The 19040-nt window shown below is 72.7% G+C and carries 18 protein-coding genes; 8 read left to right on the top strand and 10 right to left on the bottom strand.

Translation table 11 applies throughout. From position 1 onward, the window contains the following. The first annotated feature begins 26 nt into the window (after positions 1 to 26). Positions 27 to 1394, top strand: coding sequence for a glycoside hydrolase family 43 protein (locus EDD40_RS03585; RefSeq protein WP_123741631.1), 1368 nt, complete (start codon positions 27 to 29; stop codon positions 1392 to 1394). A gap of 132 nt (positions 1395 to 1526) precedes the next feature. Here EDD40_RS03585 and EDD40_RS03580 read toward each other — a convergent pair whose 3' ends face one another. Together EDD40_RS03580 and EDD40_RS03575 are read right to left on the bottom strand one after the other, a co-directional pair. Next, complete coding sequence (locus tag EDD40_RS03580; RefSeq protein WP_123741630.1) at positions 1527 to 3245, bottom strand: DUF4082 domain-containing protein; 1719 nt, start codon at positions 3243 to 3245, stop codon at positions 1527 to 1529. A 157-nt stretch (positions 3246 to 3402) separates the two neighbouring features. Then, entirely contained in the window at positions 3403 to 4197 is a 795-nt protein-coding gene (locus EDD40_RS03575; protein ID WP_123747726.1) for an SDR family NAD(P)-dependent oxidoreductase, read from the bottom strand. Positions 4198 to 4509: 312 nt separating this feature from the next. Between EDD40_RS03575 and EDD40_RS03570 the strand changes: the two genes are divergently transcribed. Next, positions 4510 to 5055: an EF-hand domain-containing protein gene (locus EDD40_RS03570; protein WP_123741629.1), complete on the top strand. Its 546-nt coding sequence runs from the start codon at positions 4510 to 4512 to the stop codon at positions 5053 to 5055. 81 nt (positions 5056 to 5136) lie between these two features. Here the strand turns inward: EDD40_RS03570 and EDD40_RS03565 are convergent, their stop codons facing one another. The 7 genes from EDD40_RS03565 to EDD40_RS03535 form a co-directional block, all read right to left on the bottom strand. After that, positions 5137 to 6537, bottom strand: coding sequence for a pyridoxal phosphate-dependent decarboxylase family protein (locus EDD40_RS03565; protein WP_123741628.1), 1401 nt, complete (start codon positions 6535 to 6537; stop codon positions 5137 to 5139). Beyond that, positions 6534 to 7796: an MFS transporter gene (locus EDD40_RS03560; protein WP_123741627.1), complete on the bottom strand. Its 1263-nt coding sequence runs from the start codon at positions 7794 to 7796 to the stop codon at positions 6534 to 6536. Before EDD40_RS03560 ends, EDD40_RS03565 begins: the two co-directional genes overlap by 4 nt. Before the next feature lie 138 nt (positions 7797 to 7934). Beyond that, positions 7935 to 9317 carry a cellulose binding domain-containing protein gene (locus EDD40_RS03555; protein WP_211348075.1) on the bottom strand — a complete coding sequence of 461 codons (1383 nt, stop codon included), beginning with the start codon at positions 9315 to 9317 and terminating at the stop codon, positions 7935 to 7937. Between the two features lie 18 nt (positions 9318 to 9335). Then, positions 9336 to 10814, bottom strand: a complete 1479-nt coding sequence (locus EDD40_RS03550; RefSeq protein ID WP_211348074.1) for a beta-N-acetylhexosaminidase — start codon at positions 10812 to 10814, stop codon at positions 9336 to 9338. 24 nt (positions 10815 to 10838) lie between these two features. Continuing rightward, on the bottom strand, positions 10839 to 11675 hold the full coding sequence (locus tag EDD40_RS03545) for a carbohydrate ABC transporter permease (protein WP_246037387.1): 837 nt from the start codon (positions 11673 to 11675) through the stop codon (positions 10839 to 10841). Then, positions 11672 to 12625, bottom strand: a complete 954-nt coding sequence (locus EDD40_RS03540) for a carbohydrate ABC transporter permease (RefSeq protein WP_123741624.1) — start codon at positions 12623 to 12625, stop codon at positions 11672 to 11674. Before EDD40_RS03540 ends, EDD40_RS03545 begins: the two co-directional genes overlap by 4 nt. 1 nt (position 12626) lies before the next feature. Continuing rightward, positions 12627 to 13871 carry an extracellular solute-binding protein gene (locus EDD40_RS03535; protein ID WP_123741623.1) on the bottom strand — a complete coding sequence of 415 codons (1245 nt, stop codon included), beginning with the start codon at positions 13869 to 13871 and terminating at the stop codon, positions 12627 to 12629. Between the two features lie 182 nt (positions 13872 to 14053). On the opposite strand from EDD40_RS03535, the gene EDD40_RS03530 reads away from it, so the two are divergent. The 6 genes from EDD40_RS03530 to ccsB all read left to right on the top strand — a co-directional run bounded on the left by EDD40_RS03530 (position 14054) and on the right by ccsB (position 17966). After that, positions 14054 to 14866, top strand: a complete 813-nt coding sequence (locus EDD40_RS03530; RefSeq protein ID WP_123741622.1) for a GntR family transcriptional regulator — start codon at positions 14054 to 14056, stop codon at positions 14864 to 14866. A gap of 89 nt (positions 14867 to 14955) precedes the next feature. Beyond that, complete coding sequence (locus tag EDD40_RS03525) at positions 14956 to 15363, top strand: VOC family protein (RefSeq protein WP_123741621.1); 408 nt, start codon at positions 14956 to 14958, stop codon at positions 15361 to 15363. Between the two features lie 87 nt (positions 15364 to 15450). Next, positions 15451 to 15768: a BlaI/MecI/CopY family transcriptional regulator gene (locus tag EDD40_RS03520; RefSeq protein WP_231648311.1), complete on the top strand. Its 318-nt coding sequence runs from the start codon at positions 15451 to 15453 to the stop codon at positions 15766 to 15768. Then, positions 15765 to 16646, top strand: coding sequence for a M56 family metallopeptidase (locus EDD40_RS03515; protein WP_123741619.1), 882 nt, complete (start codon positions 15765 to 15767; stop codon positions 16644 to 16646). The genes EDD40_RS03520 and EDD40_RS03515 overlap by 4 nt, the downstream gene beginning before the upstream one ends. Positions 16647 to 16714: 68 nt before the next feature. Then, entirely contained in the window at positions 16715 to 17095 is a 381-nt protein-coding gene (locus EDD40_RS03510; protein ID WP_123741618.1) for a hypothetical protein, read from the top strand. Beyond that, entirely contained in the window at positions 17088 to 17966 is an 879-nt protein-coding gene (ccsB, locus tag EDD40_RS03505) for a c-type cytochrome biogenesis protein CcsB (protein ID WP_246037385.1), read from the top strand. The genes EDD40_RS03510 and ccsB overlap by 8 nt, the downstream gene beginning before the upstream one ends. Here the strand turns inward: ccsB and EDD40_RS03500 are convergent. After that, the gene (locus EDD40_RS03500) at positions 17948 to 18910 is read right to left on the bottom strand and encodes a GlxA family transcriptional regulator (RefSeq protein ID WP_123741617.1); all 963 of its coding nucleotides are present in this window, start codon (positions 18908 to 18910) and stop codon (positions 17948 to 17950) included. The two genes, ccsB and EDD40_RS03500, sit on opposite strands and share 19 nt — an antisense overlap. Positions 18911 to 19040 lie beyond the last annotated feature (130 nt).

Genomic DNA, 19040 nt, shown 5'->3' with positions numbered 1-19040 from the left:
GGGGTCCCCCGAAAGGCACACGGCTGATGCTGCAACGACGCACACTGCTGGCCGGCGGTCTGGCCTCGCTCGCGCTGGCCCGGACCGGGATCGCCACCGCGGCGCCCGGTGACTCCGCCTACGTGATGGGCTACTTCACCGAGTCGCCGAACAAGGTCGCCGACCGGTACGCGCTGCACCTGGCGGTCAGCGCGGACGGGCTCACCTGGGTCCCGCTCAACCAGGGCAACCCCGTCGCCACCCCCACGGCCGGCACCGGCGGCCTGCGCGACCCGTTCATCATGCGTAAGCAGGACGGCGGGTTCGTGGTGCTGGCCACCGACCTGACCGGCACCGACTTCACCCGCCAGAACCAGTACATCCACGCCTGGGACTCGGCCGACCTGCGGTCGTTCACCGGCTACCGCAGGCTCAAGATGCACTCGATGCCGACCCACACCTGGGCGCCGGAGGCGTTCTGGGACGCCGCGCGCGGCCAGTACGGCATCCTCTACTCGGCCAACAGCGGCGGCCGTGACGCCTTCTACGTCAACTACACCACCGACTTCGTCACCGTCGGCGCGCCGCAGCTGTTCTTCGACCCCGGCTTCAACGTGCTGGACGCCACCATGCACGTCGGCAACGGCACGAACTACCTGTACTACAAGAGCTTCGCCGACGGACGCCTGTACGGCGCCCGCTCCAGCACGCTCACCCCGCGCAGCTTCGACCGCGGCACCTACACCAGCGGCGTCGTCAGCGGCGGCATCGAGGCGCCCATCGTGGTGAAGGCGCACAACCGCAACGAGTGGTGGTTGTGGGGCGACTCGTACTCCCCGGTCAACGGCGAGCTGTACGCGTGGCGCAGCGGCGACGTCAACGCCAACTCCTGGACCCCGCTGACCAAGGCCCAGTACACCCAGCCGCTCAACGCCAAGCACCCCACCATCTGCGGCATCACCGCCACCGAGCACACGAACCTGATCGCCCGCTGGGGCGCGCCGAGCTGGAACCGGATCAAGTCCTACAACTTCCCCGACCACCTGATCCGGCACGCCGACAACGTCGCCCGCATCGACCCGTACCCGTTCGACCCCTACCAGGACTCCCAATGGCGCCTGGTGCCCGGCCTCGCGTCGTCGGCCGGGGTGTCGTTCCGCTCGGTCAACCACCCGGACCGCTACCTGCGGCACGTGAACTACGAACTGACCCTGGCCGCGAACGACGGCAGCTCGACCTTCGCGGCCGACGCCACCTTCCAGCGGGTCGCGGGGCTGGCCGACCCGGCCTGGACCTCGTTCCGGTCGCACAACTTCCCCGACCGCCACCTGCGGCACTCCGGGTACGTCCTGCGCATCGACCCCGTCAGCACGGCGGCGGACCGCGCGGACGCCACGTTCCAGGTCGGTCACTGACCCAAAGGTCCGTCCGACCCGGCTGTGGGCGCGGTACCACGGCGGCGTGCCGCGCCCACAGAGCCCTGTCCCGACAACTCGGCGGCCTCGGCGGCCTCGGCGGCCTCGGCGGGACCCGGGCGTCCACGGCCGTCAACCGGTCGTGACGACGACGTCCACCCAGTAGTTGTTGCCGATGTAGTGCTGGTCCGGGAACCCGGTCCCGGTCCGGTACCTGCCGTTCGCGTAGGCGCCCGGCGCGGTCCACAGCGGGGCCGACACGACCCGGGGCCGGGTGCCGAAGTAGTGGTTGGTGGCGGAGTGCCGCCCGGTGGGCGAGTAGTAGGAGGCCACGTAGACCTGGTCCGCCTCGATGGCGACCGGGGTGGCGAAGGTCAGGGTCTGCCAGCCGGTGTCGGTCTCGTCGGTGAACGTGCCGGTGGCCAGCAGGACGCCCTGGTCGGTCCACAGCGAACCGGTGTGGGCGCCGGTGTTGCCCGCGGCCTTGTAGAACTTGACGCCGGTGACGGCGCCCGGGGTCGAGGAGCCGAACCGCACGCCCAGCTCGACCGGGATGCCCTGGCCGAACGCCGTCGTGCCGGGCGAGGTCGCTTCGCTGAACAACGAGCACGGGCAGGACGTCGCGGCGCCGGTGGTGAACGCCCACGTCGCGGGGGACGCCATGGCGTTGCCGTTGACGTCGGTGGCCAGCACCCGGGCGGTGTAGCGGGTGCCGGGGGCGAGCGGGCCGTTCGGCGTCCACGTCACCGTGCGACCGTCGGCGGACAGGGTGGAGGTGCCGTACAGGGTGCCCTGGCCGTCGTCGACGAGCCGGACCTGGGTCGCGGCCAGGTCGATCGCCTCGTCGAACTCCAGGGTGAGCGCGCCCGCCACCGCGACGCCGGTCTCGTCCGCGGCGGGGCTGCGCGCCCCGAGCGCCGGCCGGGTGTGGTCGCCGTTGGTGCCGTGGCGGTAGACCACGTCCACCCAGTAGTTCGACGCGCGGTACCCGGTGGTGGGCATGCCGCCGCCGTAGCGGAACACCCCGTTCTGGTTCGTCTGGCTGTTGACCACGCCCTCGATGTGGTTGTAGCCGATCACCCTGCCGTAGGTGCCGAAGTGGTCCTGGTTCATCGAGTAGCGACCGCCGGGCGCGAAGTACGACACGACGTAGGTCGGGCCCGGCTCCACCACCACCGGCGCGTCGAACAGCAGGGTCTGCCAGCCGGTGGCGGTCTCACCGGTGAACGTGCCGGTCGCCAGCAGCTGCCCGGCGGCGGTCCAGAACGAGCCGGTGTGCGTGCCGGTGTTGCCCGGCCCCTTGTGGAAGCGGACGCCCAGCACCTCGCCCCGGCTGGTGAAGTAGACCTTCATCCCCAGTTCCACCGCGGCGGCGTCGGTGGTGGCGGCCGTGTCGGGCGTGGTGAAGTCGTCCCAGATCGTGCACGGGCACGCGGCCGGCCTCGGCGAGCCCGTGGTGAACGTCCAGGTGTGCGTCGCCGGCGCCTCGTCGGCCTGGACGGAGGCGGTGTAGGCGGCGCCGGGGTCCAGCGGCGCGGCCGGGACGAACCGCGCGGTCCGGCCGGCGTCGGCGAGGGACACCTGTCCCGGCACCGCGCCGGCGGGTCCGGTGACGGTGAACCGGAGGGACGGTTCGGTGACCGTCCCGTCGAAGGTGGCGCTGACCGCCGGGGTGAGCCCCACGCTGCCCGCGCCGGAGAGCGGCGAGGTGCCCACCAGGGTCGCCTGGGCGGCGACGTCCTGGGCCTGGGCGGGGATGACGAGCAGCAGGGGCACGACCGCGGCGGCGACCAGCGCGAGCAGCCGTGCCCCCGGTCTGGCCGGCTGGTGGTCCGTTCCTGGCGAAGACATGTTCCCGCCTCTCCTCGCGGGACCGCGGTGGCCCGCTCCTGTCAGCGGGATCGAGGCGGGGGGAACTGCCGTTACGCTCCGCTTCGGAACCGTTACGGCATCCCGCGAGGTATTCGACGGCTCCCGGAATCGGTTCCCGAGGCGACGGCCCCGCGGGTCACGGCAGGATCGAGTCGACGTAGCCGCCGTCCACGCGCACGGCGGCGCCGGTCGTCGCCGATGCCTGCGGCGAGGCCAGGTACACCACGAGGTTGCCGATCTCCTCGGGCTCGATGAGCCGGCCGAGCAGGGACTGCGGCCGGTGCGCGCGCATGAACTCGCGCTGCGCCTCCTCCCACGGCAGCGAGCGGTCCACCAGCTGGTAGACGAAGTCCTCCACCCCGCCGGTGTGCGTGGGCCCGGCGATCACGCAGTTCACCGTGACACCGCTGCCCGCCGCCTCCTTCGCGAACCCGCGCGACACACCCAGCAGCGCGGTCTTCGACACGCCGTAGTGGATCATCTCGGCGGGGATGACCACGGCCGAGTCGCTGGCGATGTACTGCACCCGGCCCCACCCGCGCTCCCGCATCCCCGGCAGGTAGGCGCGCGTCAGCCGGACGGCCGCCAGCACGTTCACCTCGAAGTACCGCCGCCACTCGTCGTCGGTGATCTCCAGCGCCGGACGCGCGCCGAAGACGCCGACGTTGTTCACCAGCACGTCCACCTCGGGCAGCGCCGCCACCAGCGACGCCGCGCCCTCCGCCGTCGACACGTCCGCCGGCACGCCGACCACGTCCGCCCCCGGCGCCACCTCCCGCAGGCGCGCCACCGCCTCGTCGACCACGTCGGCGCGGCGCCCGTTCACCGCCGTCCGGGCGCCGGCCCGCGCCAGCGCCACCGCGATCGCCTCGCCGATGCCCTGCGTGGAACCGGTGACCAGCGCCGTCTTCCCGCTCAGATCCAGGTGCATGGCGACCATGATCGCGCAAACGGCCCAACGCCGCCGGTCACCGACGACCGCTCGCCGCGCTGACCGGTTGATCCCACCCCGGGAATGGCTCGTCCCGGCGCGGTCTCCTGGTGGAGCCTTCTGTTCTCGACGTTATTGCGGGCGGGCCGACGCGATTTGTGCGGTGATATCCACTCTCGGTCGTTGTCACGATGCCGAGGAAACACCATCGAGTGATAGTCGAACCCGTATTCCTGCTGCCGGATGGCGACGATCCGTCAGTAGGCTGCCCATCGCGGACAGGCTGTGCCATCGATCGGAAGCGGGGTCTTCATGGCGGATCGGGTTCTGCTCGACAACATCGACCGGGTTTTCGCGATCCTCGACGTGGACGGTGACGGCGAGGTCGGCAAGGGCGATTTCACCTCCATGGGCGCCGGGGTGGCGAGGGAGTTCGGGTTCGACGAGGACGCACCGCAGGCCCGGAGCCTGATCGCGAAGTACGAGGGGATCTGGGACTGCGTCTCCGGCGCGGACCTCGACGTCGACGGCGTGGTGGGCGCGGCGGAATTCCGCGAGGCCCACACGTCCGGGAGGGTGGACACCGAGGTGGTGGTCGAGAGGTGGCTGACCGCGACGCACGGGAATTTCGAGGTGGCCGACCAGGACGGTGACGGTTACATCGACCTGGACGCCTTCGCCGCCATCTACCGGGGAGCGGGAATCCCGGACCGGAAGGTCGCGGAGACGGCGTTCGGGGCGATGGACGTCGACGACGACGGCCGCCTCGACTGGAATGAACTGTCCGCGCACGCGCGAGGTCTGTTCACGGCGACCGACGAGTCCGCGAAGGGCGTCCGAATGGTTAGCGGCCACTGACCCGCACCGGCGCATTCCCGAACGGCGCGGGCGCATTCCCGGTGCGGCAGCGGTCACCCGGTGGTGCGAACGCCCGGGCGTTCACGAGTACAGCGCGCCCAGGAACTCCACCAGCAGCCGTTCCCGCAGCGGCGGGCTCGCCGCCGCGAGCAGCGTGTTCACCGTCGCCATCCGCTCGGGCAGCGCGCGGTCGCCACCGCCCATGCCCGCCGCCGCGAGCAGCCCGCCGAACTCCTCGGGCGTGAGCGAATCGGGCTCCAGCCCGCCGACGAACGCGACGACCTCCGGCGCCACCCGCACCGGCCCGGCCTCGGTCGCGGCCTCCACCGACGCCCGCAGGTCGGCCAGCAGCTCCGACTCGTGCCCCGCGTTCGCCGCCGTGACCGTGAGGTGCAGGTTCGCGGGGGAGGAGCGGTAGGCGAACTGCGGCTGCACGTACCAGTTCCGCGCCTTCATCTCGTCGGCCACGGTGAACACGTCGAAGTCGTCCCGCGAGGCCGTGACCGCCAGCAACGTCGACGACGGCTCGCCCAGCACGCGCAGGCCGTCGATCTTCTCGACGCCCTCGCGCAGCACCCGCGTGCTCTCCAGCGCCTGGCGGGCGAGCGCGCGGTACCCGTCGTCGCCGATGTGCCGCAGCACCGCCCACGCGGCGGCCAGCGGTCCACCCGACCGGGTGGACTGGGTGGTCGGGTTGAGCATCGTGTAGCCGGGCCACGCGGCCGACGCGAAGTACTGCGCCCGGCGCAGGTCGGCGGACGCGTGCAGCAGCACGGACGTCCCCTTCGGGCAGTACGCGTACTTGTGCAGGTCGACCGAGATGCTGGTGACGCCCGGCACGGAGAAGTCGAACGGCGGCGCGTCCGGCGCGTGCGGCAGCACCCACCCGCCGATGCACGCGTCCACGTGGCAGCGCACGCCGCGGGCGAGAGCGGCGGCCGCGATCTCGGGCACCGGGTCGACCACGCCGTGCGCGTACGACGGCGCACTGGCCACCACCAGCACGGTGGACTCGTCGATCGCCGCCGCCATCGCGACCGGGTCGGCCCGGAACGTCCCCGGGTCGACCGGCACCGCGACCACCCGCAGGCCGAAGTAGTGCGCGGCCTTGTGGAACGCCGCGTGCGCGGTCTCCGGCAGCACCACGGACGGCCGGTCGACGTCGGGCCGCGAGTCCCGGGCCGCGACGACCGCGAGCAGGCACGACTCGGTGCCGCCGGACGTGACCGTGCCGACCGTCGCGGCACCGCCGCCCAGCAGCCGTGCCGCCGTGCCCACCACGTCGTTCTCCAGCCGCAGCAGGCTCGGGAACGCGGTGGGGTCGAGCCCGTTCACCGACGACGCCAGCGCGTGCGCGGACGCGGCCAGTTCGTCCAGGCCCGGCAGCGCGCTGTCGTACACGTAGGCCAGCGTCCGGCCGCCGTGGGTGGGCAGGTCGCCGGCGCGCAACGCGCGCAGTTCGGCCAGGACGTCGTCGGTCACGCGGTCTCCTCACGAAGCAGGGGCAGGGCCGCCAGCGCCAGCACGGCCGGGATGGCGGTGAAACCGAGCAGCGCGGCCGTCACCGCGCCGGAGGGTTGCACGGCTGAGCCGTCGGTGCTCGCGACGTACCCGCCGAACGCCAGGACCAGCCCGTACACGCCGGGGCCGAGCGCCAGGCCGAGCGTCTCGCCGGCCGTCCACACCCCGGAGAACAGGCCCGCGCGGGTCACGCCGGTCCGCCGTTCCTCGGCGGTGATCACGTCCGGCAGCATGGCCAGCGGGAACACCTGCATGCCCGCGTATCCCACGCCGATCACGGCCATCAGCGCCAGCACCGCCGCAACCGGCAGCACCCGTGCCGCGGTCAGCCCGGCCACCGCGACCGCGAACAGCACCGACGCGGCGACCAGCCCGACCCGCTTGCCGTGGCGGCGTCCGACGCGCTGCCACAGCGGCATCACCAGCAGCGCCGGCCCGACGAAACCGGCGAACAGCGCGGTCTGCAACCCCTGTTCGCCCAGCACCAGCCGGGCGAAGTAGTCGACACCGGCGAGCATCGTGCCCAGGCCGACGGCCTGCACCACGAAGACGGCCAGCAGCAGCCGGAACGGTCGGGAGCCGCGCACCGCCGCCACCAACTCGCCCAGGCCGGCCGCCGCGGACACCCGCCGCGACGCCGGGGCGCCGCGCGTGCCCGCGACCGTGGCCAGCGTGCCGATCACCATCAGCGCCGCGACGGCCACGCCCATGCCCGGGTAGCCGACCGCGTCCCGCACCGCCGGCGCGCCCGCGCCGCTGACCAGGATCGCCAACGCCAGGAACGCCATCCGCCAGGCCATCAGCCGGGTGCGCTCGTCGTAGTCCTCGGTGATCTCCGCGGCCATCGCCACGTACGGCACCTGGAAGAACGCGTACGCCGTCGCGCAGGCCAGGAACACCAGCGCCACGTACACGACCGCGCCCGTCCCGGTGAACGGCCCGGCGAACAGCAGCGCGAACAACACCGCCGTCGCCAGCCCGCCGCGCAGCAGGAACGGCCGCCGCACCCCGGCCCGGTCGCTGATCCGGCCCGCCACGGGGTTGAACAGCACGTCCCACGCCTTCGGCACGAGCACCAGCAGGCCTGCGACGGCCGCGGGCACGGCCAGGCCGTCGGTCAGGTAGGGCAGGAGCAGCAGACCGGGCACGGTGCCGAACGCGCCGGTGACGAACGACCCGGTCGCATAGCCCGCACGGGTGCCACGAGTGATCTGCCGCATAGGCGGAAGAGTTTCGCATTCGACCCCCTGCCGGCGCGAGGGCCAATTCCGGGGCCGGACCACGAGCGGGCCGGACCACGGATCGCAGGCAGGGCCGGACCCCGGGCCGGGCGCCGCCCGACCCGGGGTCCGGTCGGACTAGCTCGCGGGCACCGTGTCGACGTGGTCCACGCCGGACGAGCGGTAGCCGGTCACCTTGGCCTGCACCTGGGCCGGGCTCAGCACCTGGTCCTTGGCGAAGTACACGTAGTCCACGTGCTGCTGGTAGGCGCGGTCACCGGGCGCGCCCGCCAGGCCGCCCGAGATGAACCACAGGTTGAAGTTGATCGACATCGGCGTCTCGGGGTAGTACTTGTCGCCGTGGTCGGCCACCTGCGCGCCGTCCACGAAGTACTTCACCCGGCCGCCCGCCACCTGGATCACCAGGTCGTGCCAGCCGGCGTAGCTCTGCCGCTGCTCGCTGTGGACGTTGTCCGCGACCCACGGCTCGTTCTGGTAGGTCTCCCAGGTCGTCTCGTACAGGATGTTGGCGGGCTCGCCCCACCCGCCGTTGGGCAGGTACTCGAAGTCCAGCTCGCCGTAGTTCGGGTCCATGTTGCTGTTGAGCGGCGTGATCGTGAAGAACGTCTGCACCACGTGGTCGCCGTCGGGGCCGTAGACGGGCGCGTCGGAGAACTTCACCCGCGCCGCGTACGTGCCCTCGAAGAACTTCCGCTGGTGGAACAGCTCGGTCTGCCGCGCGGTCGACCCGTTGTTGGACGACTCCAGCCGCATCGACTTCTGGCCGTCCACGGTCGGGAACGTCACCATCGCCGGGTCCCACACCGCGCCCGGCACGCCCGGACCGCCGCCGCCCGAGCGGACCGTCCAGCCGCGCTGGGAGATCCGCGAGTCGCCGGAGCCCGTGTAGTTGAAGTCGTCGAACAACGCCGGGCCGTTCGGGTTCGGCGGTGTCGAGGACGTGGTGGTCGTGGTCGGACCGGTGCCGCCGGGCGACGTGCCCCACAGCAGGGTCGTGCCCCGGTGCACGGTCACCCGCGTCCACGCCGAGTAGGTGCTCGCCGCGCGGAACGAGTAGTCGTCGGACTGGGTGATCGGCCCCCAGTTCGACCGGTAGAACCTCAGTTGCAGGTCGCCGCTGTCGGCGCCGGGGGCGAGCGAGCCCGCGCCCGCGGTGAACCCGACCTCCAGGTACCGGTCGGCCGGACCGCCGGTCAGCGTGCCGAACGTGCCGGTGACGTTGCCGCAGCCGCGCACCGCCCACGAGCAGGCGAAGCGGTAGCCGACGTCGGGCGTCTCGGACTTGAAGTAGTAGCGGACCTTCAACTCGGACAGCGGCACGGTCGTGCCGCCGGTGTTGACCAGCTTCAACCACGGTTCGACCTGGTCGGTCGTCGCACCGGACGCGCTGGTCCGGTACTGGGCGGTGACCACGTCGGCGGCCATCGCCATCGGTGCGGCCACCAGCGCGGCGACGGACACCGCGGCGGCTCCGATCGCGGCGATCATGCGTGCGGACACTTCGGTTCTCTCCTCAAGTCAGCAGGGTGGGACAGGGGAGCGGGCGTCGTCCTCCTTCCTCGACAGGGGCACGGACAGCGCGCTCAGGCGGCCGGTGTGCGCGCGCATCCGTTCGGTGAAGTCGGTCCAGGACGGGCGTTGCGCCCAGAGCGCGTCGGCCAGCGCCGCGAGCCGGGGGTACGCCAGCCGTTCCAGGTGGTGCGCGGTCGGCACGTACTCCGTCCAGAGCGCGCACTGGGCGCCGAGCACCCCCTCGGGCAGCGGCAGGTGGTAGACGTCCCGCGCGGTCACCACCAGGCCGGGCTGCCCGGCGGGCTCGTCGGGGTCGGCGGACTGCGGGTAGTCCAGGTAGGTCGACCGGTGCGGGGCCATGACGACGTCGTGGCCGAGGTCCAACGCGGTGCGCGCGTCCGCCGCGTCGCGCCACGGCATCACCACCACGCGCGGGTCGCCGATCGGCTCCCACGACACCGGCACGCGCCCGCGGCCCGCCACGTGGTCGGCCATCGCGCGCAGGAACCAGCCGTGCAGCTCCCGAGGTCCGGCCAGCCCTTCCTCGCGGACCCGCCGGAAGGCGCCCGGACTGGACTCCCACTCCGAGGTCGGGCACTCGTCGCCGCCCAGGTGCACGTGCCGGCCGGGGAAGACGTCGATCACCTCGTCCAGGACGTCGCGGCAGAACTCGAGCACCGCGTCGTCCACGCCGAACACCTCGTCGCTCACGCCCCACCGCGTCCACACCGGCAGCCGGCGGCGCGGGAAGTTGCCGAGGTGGGGGTAGGCGGCCAGCGCGGCGCGGGCGTGGCCGGGCATCTCGATCTCGGGCACGATCCGCACACCGCGTTCGTCGGCGTAGGACACCAGGGCGGCCAGTTCCGCGCGGGTGTACGAGCCCCCGTGCGGCACGCCGTCGCCCATGCTCTCCGCGCGCCACCCGCCGACCGAGGTCAACCGCGGGTGGCGCGGCACGGGCATCCGCCAGCCCTGGTCGTCGGTGAGGTGCAGGTGCAGCACGTTCAGCTTGTGCACCGCCATCAGGTCGACGAACCGGCGCAGCACCGCGACCGGCTGGAAGTGCCGCGCCACGTCCAGCAGCACGCCTCGCCAGGGCAGCCGCGGCGCGTCCCGGACGTCCACCCCGGGCAACCCCCAGTCCACGCCGGACACGGGTCTCGAACCCATCGCCGTCGGCGACACCAGTTGCCGGATCGTCTGCACGCCGTGGGCGAGCCCGTGGCGCGTGGCCGCGCGCAACACCACCGCGTGCTCGTTCACGGTCAGCGCGTAGCCCTCGTCGCCGAGGCCGACGAGCCGGTCGTCCAGCGCGAGCACCACGCGCCCGTCTTCGTGCAGCGGCAGCGGCAGGCCGGTCGCCGGGCGCAGCAGCGCGCGCAGCAGCCGGGCCGCGCCCTGCGCGCCGGGCGTGGCCCGGATCGCCGTGTCGCGGTCGAGCGCGAACCGCCCGTGCCGCCGGATCAGCCGCGTCGGTCTTGGCACGATCACGAGTACCCCCAAGGAACGTCAGCCCTTGACCGCGCCGCCGACGATCCCGGTGGTCACCCGGCCCTGGAGCACGAGGAACACCAGCAGCACCGGCAGCATGAACAGCGTGGAGGCGGCCATGGTCGCGCCCCAGTCCGTGCCGAACGTGTTGCTGAACGACGACAGCCACACCGGCAGGGTGCGGTCGTCCTGGTTCTTGATGATCAGCACGTTGGCGAAGGCGAACTCGTTCCACGCGGTGATGAACCCGAACAGCGAGGTCGCCAGCAGTCCCGGCGCGAGCAGCGGGAAGACCACCCGGCGGAAGGCCTGCGCCCGCGAGCACCCGTCGACCAGCGCCGCCTCTTCGAGGTCGACCGGGATGGCGGCGAGGAACCCGCGCAGCGTGACGACGGTGAACGGCAGCGTGATCATGAAGTAGACCAGCGTGAGCATCCACAGCGTGTCGAGCATCCCGGTGTCCCGCGCGATCACGTAGATCGGGATGAGCAGCGCCTCCCACGGCGTCATCTGCGCGACGAAGACCATCAGGATGAACCCGCGCCGCCCCTTCCACCGCAGCCGGGCGACCGCGAACGCCGCCAGCAGGGCCACCGCCAGCGACAGCAGCACGGCGCCGCCCGCGACCACGACGCTGTTGCGCCAGAAAGACCAGAACCCCTGCGCCGACACCGCCGTGCCGAAGTGCTCGAACGTCAGCGACAGCGGCAGGAACGTCGGCGTCGCGGCCTGGATGTCCCGGGTCGGCTTGAACGCCGTCAGCACCATCCAGTACACCGGGAACACCGACACCACGAACACGACCGCCGCCGCGACGCCGCGCAGCGCCCTGCCGGTCGAGACCCGGCCGGTCACGAGAGCTCCTCCTGCCGGTACATCTGCCGGAAGTACGCCAGCAGCGCCAGCACGAGCAGCAGCACCATGAGCATCGACACCGCCGCGCCGAGGTCGTAGCGCTGCAACGACTGCGCGACCTGGAACGCGTACACCGGCAACGTCGTGGTGGCGCGGCCCGGCCCGCCCTGGGAGATGACCCAGATCTGCACGAACGCCTTGACCACCCAGATCACCTCCAGGCAGGTGATCAGCCCGAACATGGCCCGCAGCACCGGGAAGGTGATGGCGGAGAACACCCGCCACGCCCCCGCGCCGTCCATGCGCGCCGCCTCGTACAGGTCGGACGGGATCGTCACCATCGCCGCGTACAGCGACAGCGCCGCGAACGGCACGGACTGCCACACGATCAGCGCGACCAGGATGGCGAACGTGGCGGGACCGTCGGCGAACCACGCGTAGTCGCGGTAGCCGTCGAACCCGAGCTCGACCAGCGCCCAGTTGACCACCCCGAGCCGGGACTGGAACAGCCACTGGAACACCGTGGTCGCCGCGATCACCGGCGTGGCCCACACCAGCACCAGCCCGGACATCACCAGCAGCCGCGCCCACTTCCCGAGGCGCACCAGCAGCAGCGCGACCGACGTGGACAGCACCATGATCAGCACGACGTTGATCGCGGTGAACACCAGCGTCCGCCGCACGACCGCCCAGAACTCCGGGTCGCCCAGCACCCCGGCGTAGTTCGCCAGGCCGACGAACCGCGCGTCGCCGCGCACGAGCTGCGGCAGGCCGAACTCCTGCACGGAGATGAGCACGTTGCGCGCCAGCGGGTACAGCAGCAGGAACCCGGTGGCCAGCACGGTCGGCGCGATCAGCAGGTACGGCCACCACGACGTGCGGCGGCGGCGTGGCGGGGGAGTGGTCGACGGCGGGCGGCGTCGCGCCGCCCGCGTCAGCGTCGTCGTCATGCTAGGCGCCCGAGTTGAGCGCCTGGGTGATCACCTTGTCCGCCTCGGCCGCGGCCGTCGCCGGGTCGGCGCCGGTCAGCACCGCGGTCAGGAACTCCTTGATCGGGTTGCGCGCCTCGACGGCCGCCCAGTTCGGCGAGTTCGGCGTGGCCCGGCCGTTGACCGCGCCCGCCGCCATCGCCACCGCGCCGGGGTCGTCGCCGACCGCGCTCGCGAGCGACGTCCGGTTGGGCACGTAGTTCATCGCCTTGGCCAGCTCGACCTGCCACTTCTCCCCGGCCAGCGCCTTGACCACCTGGTAGGCGCCGTCCTGGCGGGGCGACGCGAGCGGGATGATCAGGTCGGAGCCGCCGGTGAACACCGCGCCGGGTGTGGCCGCGGTCTTGCCGGGGATCGGGAAGAAGCCGAGCTGGTCGGCGAGCGCGGGGTTGGCCTTGGCGACCAGCTCGGCCGCGCCGGGCACCGCGATGAACTGCGCGACCTCGCCGCCCGCGACCACGTCGGTCTGCTGCGGCTTGGCCTCGTCGGAGTCCTTCGGCCCGTCGCCCAACGCCTGCAGGCGGCGGTAGAAGTCCGCGCCCGCCAGCGCCTCCGGGGTGCCGAGCGCCCCGGACCACTCGTCGCCGTCCTGCCGGGCGAGGTCGCCGCCCTCGTCCCAGACGAAACCGGACAGCACGTACCAGTTCTGGCCGGGCAGGTAGATGCCCTGCGTGTCGCCCTCGTCGAGTTCGGCGGTCGCGGCCAGCCACTCGTCCCGGGTCGTCGGCGGCGTCACGCCGGCCGCCGCGAACAGGTCCTTGCGGTAGATGACGACCCGGTTGGCCGCGTAGAACGGGATGCCGAACTGCTTGCCGCCGACCGCGCCCGGCTCGGCGAGACCGGGGATCCAGTCGTCGCCGCCGAGCTCGCCGACCTTGGCCGACAGGTCGGTGACGCCCTCGCTGGAGGCGTACTGGGCGACCTGGGTGTTGCCGACCTCGATCACGTCCGGCGGGTCGGTGCTGGCCAGCGCGCTGGTCACCTTCTGCGTGATGCCGTTCCACTCCTGGACCTGGATCTTCAGGTCCAGCTCGGGGTGGTCGCGCTCGAACTCGGTCTCGAAGCGGCTGACGAAGTCGTCGGTGGCCGAGTCCTTCATCAGCCAGACGGTGATGTCCTGCTTGCCGCCGGACTCGCCCGGGTCGGAACCGCAGGCGGACAGGACGAGCAACGACGCGAGGACGAAGGCGACGGGGCGGTGCGGCACGTCTCACCTCTCAGCTGACCAATTGGTAAACCTCGGTGGAGCCTGTCCGAAGATGGCATAGACCAATGTGGCAGTCAACACCCAGTTCACGGGCGTGAGAGCGCTCTCGATCTTGGTCGGCACCGACCTGACCACTGGTCTGACATACTGGTCGAGGACCACGCAAGACGAAGCGAGGCGGCATGGCCGAACCGATCCTCAAGCGCGAACGGGTGCGCGACTACCTGCTCGAGCTCATCGAGACGCACCCGCCGGGCGCGCCCATCCCGGCCGAACGGGCGCTGTGCCGGCAGCTGGCGGTGTCCCGGCCCACGCTGCGCTCGGCGGTGGACGAACTGGTCAACACCGGCCTGCTGATCCGCCAGCACGGCCGCGGCACGTTCGTCGCGCCCGCCAAGATCACCCAGGAGCTGGTGGCGGCCGACCGCGCGATGACGGTGCCGCAGGCCGGCGGCGCGTGGACCAGCCGGGTGCTGGAGCACGCCCGCGTCCCGGCCGGCGCGAGGGTCGGCCGCCGGCTGCGCGTGTCGCCGGCCGCCGAGATCACCTACATCGCCCGGCTGCGCCTGGTCGACGGCGCGCCGATGGCGATCGAGTACCTGCACGTCCCGGTGGCCGTCGCGCCCGGCCTCACGGTGCAGGACATGGAGTCCGGCAACTTCTACGACCGGCTGGCCGACCACGGCGTGCACGTCAGCGACGCGGTGCAGTCCATCGAGCCGACCGTCACCAACGACGCCGAGTCGACGCTGCTCGGCGTGCCGGTGTTCGCGCCCGCGCTGCTGTTCGAGCGGCTGACCAACGACACCACCGGCCGTCCCGTCGAGTACGTGCACTCGCTGTACCGGGGCGACCGCTACCGGATCGTCTCCAGGCTGTCGCTCGCGCCGTCCGCGCCCGCGCCCGGCGCGCGGACCGGTCACCACCCCGGCATCCCGCCGGGTGACCTGTCCTCGGGCCAGGTCCGCTCGGCCACCACCGGTGACGTGCAGTAGCGCCTGGTCGACGCGGGGTCCGTGCCCCTGCGGGCGGCCGGTCGTGCTGCCAGGATGGGGCCGCCCGCACGACCTTCGAGGAGGACACGGTGACCTCTCGGCTCAACCCCTACATCAGCTTCGCCGGCAACGCGCGCGAGGCGATGGAGTTCTACGAATCGGTCTTCGGCGGCACGCTGCGGCTCAGCACGTTCGGCGAGTACGGCCAGGCGGACGCGCCCGAGGCGGGGAAGATCATGCACGCCATGCTCGAGACGTCGAGCGGCTACGCGCTGATGGGGGCCGACACCCCGCCCGGGATGCCGCACAACCCCGGCGACAACATCACCGTGAGCCTCAGCGGCGACGACGCCGCCGAGCTGCGCGGCTACTTCGAGAAGCTGTCCGACGGCGGCAACGTCACGGTGCCGCTGGAGAAGCAGGTGTGGGGCGACGAGTTCGGCGCCTGCCAGGACCGGTTCGGCATCTCCTGGATGGTCAACATCAGCGGCTCGTGAGCCCGCCCGCCGCCGCGCCTCGTACGATCGCCCCGTGACGGGTGGAGGGTGCCGGTGAACGGGCTCGGCGAGTTGGAACGTGCCGCGATGGACGTCCTGTGGGACCGCGGCGAGCCGGTCGCGGTGCGGGACGTCGTCCGCGCGCTCGCGGACCGCGACCTCGCCTACACGACCGTGATGACGGTGCTGAACCGCCTGGCGAAGAAGGGGTTCGTCCGCCGCGAGGCCGGTGAGGGCCGTGCCTGGTACTACGCGCCGGTGGCCAGCCGCGAGCAGTACGTCGCGCGGCTGATGCTGGACGCGTTGTCGCTGACCGGCGACCGGGAGACCGCGCTGGCGCACTTCGCGCAGTCGATGACCGCGCCCGAGGCGGAAGCGCTGAGCCAGGCGTTGGACGAGCGGTGAACGCCGCGCTGCACCTGGCGGCGACGTTCGTGCTGTGCGTGGCGGTGGCCGGTCCGCTCGCCCGTGCCCGGTGGGTGTGGCGCGCGCCGCGGACCGGGATCCTGCTGTGGCAGATGCTCGGCCTGTCGTGGGCGCTGTCCGCGGTCGGCTTGCTGCTCGCCCTCGGCCTCGCGCCTCACGACGCGCCGATCCCGGTCGCGTTGGGACGGTGGGCGGACGACGCCGTGCGGGGCGACGTGACACCGCTCGCCCTGCTGGTCGTGCTCGGCCTGCTGTCCGCGCTGGACCTGGTGATCGGCCTGCTGTGGACGTGGGGCTCGGTGCTGCGGGTGCGGCGGCGGCACCGCGACGTGCTGGCGCTGGTGGCCCGCCGGGACGAGGCCGCGCCCGGGGCCTTCGTGCTCGACCACCCGAACGTGGTCGCCTACTGCGTGCCCGGCGCGCGCTCGGCCGTCGTGCTCAGCTCGGGCGCCCTGACCGCGTTGACCCGCGACCAGGTGGACGCCGTGCTCGGCCACGAGCACGCGCACGGGCGTGAGCGGCACGACCTGGTGCTGCTGCCGTTCAGCGCGTTGTGCTCGGTGCTGCCGAAGGTCCGCCTGGCGCGGTCGGTCGCGCGGGCGGTGGCGTTGCTGGTGGAGATGCGGGCCGACGAGAGCGCGAGCCTGCGCCACGGCGCCCAGCCGCTCGCCTCGGCGCTGCGCAGGTTCGGTTCGGCGCGTCCGCCCGAGGGCGCCCTCGGCGCGGCCGACGTCGCGGTCGCGGCACGGCTGGTCCGCCTGGCCGGTCTCCCGCCGCTGCCCGCCGCCCTGCGGTGCTCCGCCCTGGTCGGAGGGCTGGTCCTGGTCGGTATCCCGCTCAGCTTCCTGGTGCGGTGACCCTCTCCGGCGACTACTACAACGTGTAGTGCTACGTTTCGTAGTAGTCGTGTTGGAGGGGTTTCTCGATGATCCAAGTCTTGGCGACCGCGTTGACGGTCGTCGCGTTGGCGGCCGCGGCCTGGGCGTTGGCGCTCGCCGTGCTCGACCACCCGATCACGTTGCGCACCAAGCCGACGCTCGGCCTGGCGGCGGTCGTCCTGCTGCTGGAGGCGGGGCTGCTGGCGCAGGCGGTCGTCGGCGCGGTGGCGGTGCTCGGCTCGGACCGGGAGCTGGACCGGGCCACGTTCCTCGGCTACCTGGTCGGCGTGGCGGTCGTGCTGCCGCTCGGCGCCGTGTGGTCGGTGGCGGAGCGGTCCCGGTGGGGCGCGGGCGTGCTGGCCGTGACGTGCCTGAGCGTGCCGGTCATGATCCTGCGGCTCGACCAGCTGTGGGCCGGCCGTGGGTGACCGCCTCGTAGGGCCCGCCCTGCTCAGCGACTGGCTGTTCACCAGCGCGTTCGGCGTGTACATGCTCGCCGCCCTGCTCTGCTCGGCCGAGTACGCCCTGACCCGCCACGCGGTGGACCCGCCCGCGTTCGCCGTGCGGCTGGGGCGTTCCGGCGTCGCGCTGACGGTCCTGGGTGCTCTGCTGCACCTGGCCTCGGTGGTGCTGCGGGGCGTCGCGACCGGCCGCGTGCCGTGGGGCAACATGTACGAGTACCTGTCGGCGGTCGGGCTGATCGCCGTCGGCGCGTGGCTGTACCTGGTGTGCCGGCACGACCTGCGCCGCATGTCGGTGTTCGTGCTGCCGCCGGTCGCGTCGCTGCTGTTCCTCGCGGGCAACCGGCTCTACGCCGAGGCCGCGCCGCTCGTGCCGTCGCTGCGCTCGTACTGGATCGTCGTCCACGTGGCCGCCGCGATCATGGCCAGTGGCGTGTTCCTGCTGTCCGGCGTGGTCAGCGCCCTGCACCTGGCCGGCTCGGGCGAGTTCTCCAGGAAGGGCGCGCCGCGCCGCCGGCTGCCGCCCGCCGAGGACCTCGACAAGATCGCCTACCGCACCGGCACGGTCGGGTTCCTGACGCTGACGTTCGCGATCGTCACCGGCGCGGTGTGGGCCGAGCAGGCGTGGGGCCGGTTCTGGGGCTGGGACCCGAAGGAGACGGTCGCCTTCGTGTCGTGGGTCTGCTACGCCGCTTACCTGCACGCGCGCGCCACGGCCGGGTGGCGCGGCCGGCGCTCGGCCTGGCTCAACGTCGTCGGCATGGTCGTGGTGCTGTTCAACCTGTTCTTCGTCAACCTGGTCGCGGTCGGGCTGCACTCCTACGCGGGGGTCGACTGAGCGGGCGCGCGGAACGCGGAGCGGTAGGCGTGGGGGTTGGTGCCGACGACCCGCTTGAACCGGTCCCGGAACGCGGTGGGCGACCCGAAGCCGACCCGTGCGGCGATCCGGTCCACCGGGTGGTCGGTGGCCTCCAGCAGGTGCTGCGCCCGGCGGATGCGCGTGCGGTGCAGCCACTGCAACGGCGTGGTGCCGGTCTGCTCGCGGAAGCGGCGGTTGAGGGTGCGGGTGCTCATGCCCGCGTGCGCGGCGATGTCGGCGAGCCCGAGGTCGCGCCCGCAGTTGTCCTCCATCCACCGCAGCACGGGTTCGAGCAGGGAGCCGCGGGTCGTCGGCGGCTGCTCGTGCACGATGAACTGCGCCTGGCCGCCTTCGCGTTCCAGCGGCATCACCGACAGGCGGGCGGCGTCGGCGGCCACCGCGGAGCCGTAGTCCTGGCGGATCAGGTGCAGGCACAGGTCCAGCCCGGCGGCGGCGCCGGCCGACGTGAGCAGCCGGCCGTTGTCCACGTAGAGGACATCGGGGTCCACGTCGATCTCCGGGTGCCGGGCCGCCAGCGCGGGGGCCGCCGACCAGTGGGTCGTGGCGCGCAGCCCGTCGAGCAGCCCGGTGGCCGCGAGGATGAACGCGCCGGCGCAGATCGACGCGAGCCGCGCGCCACCGGCGGCCGCGCGCCGCAGGGCGTCCAGCACCTCGTCCGGGATCGGCGCGGTCGCGTCGGCGCAGCCGGGCAGGATCACGGTGTCCGCGTCGGCCAGGGCGTCCAGGCCCCGCGGCGGCTGGAGGGTGAACGCGCCCGCGTCGACCGTCGGCGTGGCGCCGCAGACCAGCACGCGGTAGGCCGGTCCGCCGTCGGGCAGGCGGGTGCGGCTGAACACCTCGATCGGCGTGGACAGGTCGAACGGGACGACCTGGTCGAGGGCGAGGACGGCGACCGTGCGCATGCCGGAACCGTAGCGGCGCGGCCGGCGAAGGGGGGCGTGCCTTCGCGCACGCGGCCCCGGTCTACGCGTCCGCCCGGCGCAGGCGTTCGGCCGCCTGGGCGCGGAGGCGTCACCGGACACGGGGCGCTGT

The sequence above is a fragment of the Saccharothrix texasensis genome, assembly GCF_003752005.1.
Classification (GTDB): Bacteria; Actinomycetota; Actinomycetes; order Mycobacteriales; family Pseudonocardiaceae; genus Actinosynnema; species Actinosynnema texasense.
The sequence above is the reverse complement of the archived record's forward strand: the minus strand, read 5'-3'. Positions and strand labels throughout refer to the sequence as shown.

Bases quoted from the DNA above. Each gene is read 5' to 3' on its own strand.
- EDD40_RS03510 (WP_123741618.1), top strand. From the start codon at position 16,715: ATGATCCAAGTCTTGGCGACCGCGTTGACGGTCGTCGCGTTGGCGGCC.
- EDD40_RS03575 (WP_123747726.1), bottom strand. From the start codon at position 4,197: ATGCACCTGGATCTGAGCGGGAAGACGGCGCTGGTCACCGGTTCCACG.
- EDD40_RS03570 (WP_123741629.1), top strand. From the start codon at position 4,510: ATGGCGGATCGGGTTCTGCTCGACAACATCGACCGGGTTTTCGCGATC.
- EDD40_RS03500 (WP_123741617.1), bottom strand. From the start codon at position 18,910: ATGCGCACGGTCGCCGTCCTCGCCCTCGACCAGGTCGTCCCGTTCGAC.
- EDD40_RS03520 (WP_231648311.1), top strand. From the start codon at position 15,451: ATGGACGTCCTGTGGGACCGCGGCGAGCCGGTCGCGGTGCGGGACGTC.
- EDD40_RS03560 (WP_123741627.1), bottom strand. From the start codon at position 7,796: ATGCGGCAGATCACTCGTGGCACCCGTGCGGGCTATGCGACCGGGTCG.
- EDD40_RS03530 (WP_123741622.1), top strand. From the start codon at position 14,054: ATGGCCGAACCGATCCTCAAGCGCGAACGGGTGCGCGACTACCTGCTC.
- EDD40_RS03540 (WP_123741624.1), bottom strand. From the start codon at position 12,625: ATGACGACGACGCTGACGCGGGCGGCGCGACGCCGCCCGCCGTCGACC.
- EDD40_RS03585 (WP_123741631.1), top strand. From the start codon at position 27: ATGCTGCAACGACGCACACTGCTGGCCGGCGGTCTGGCCTCGCTCGCG.
- EDD40_RS03580 (WP_123741630.1), bottom strand. From the start codon at position 3,245: ATGTCTTCGCCAGGAACGGACCACCAGCCGGCCAGACCGGGGGCACGG.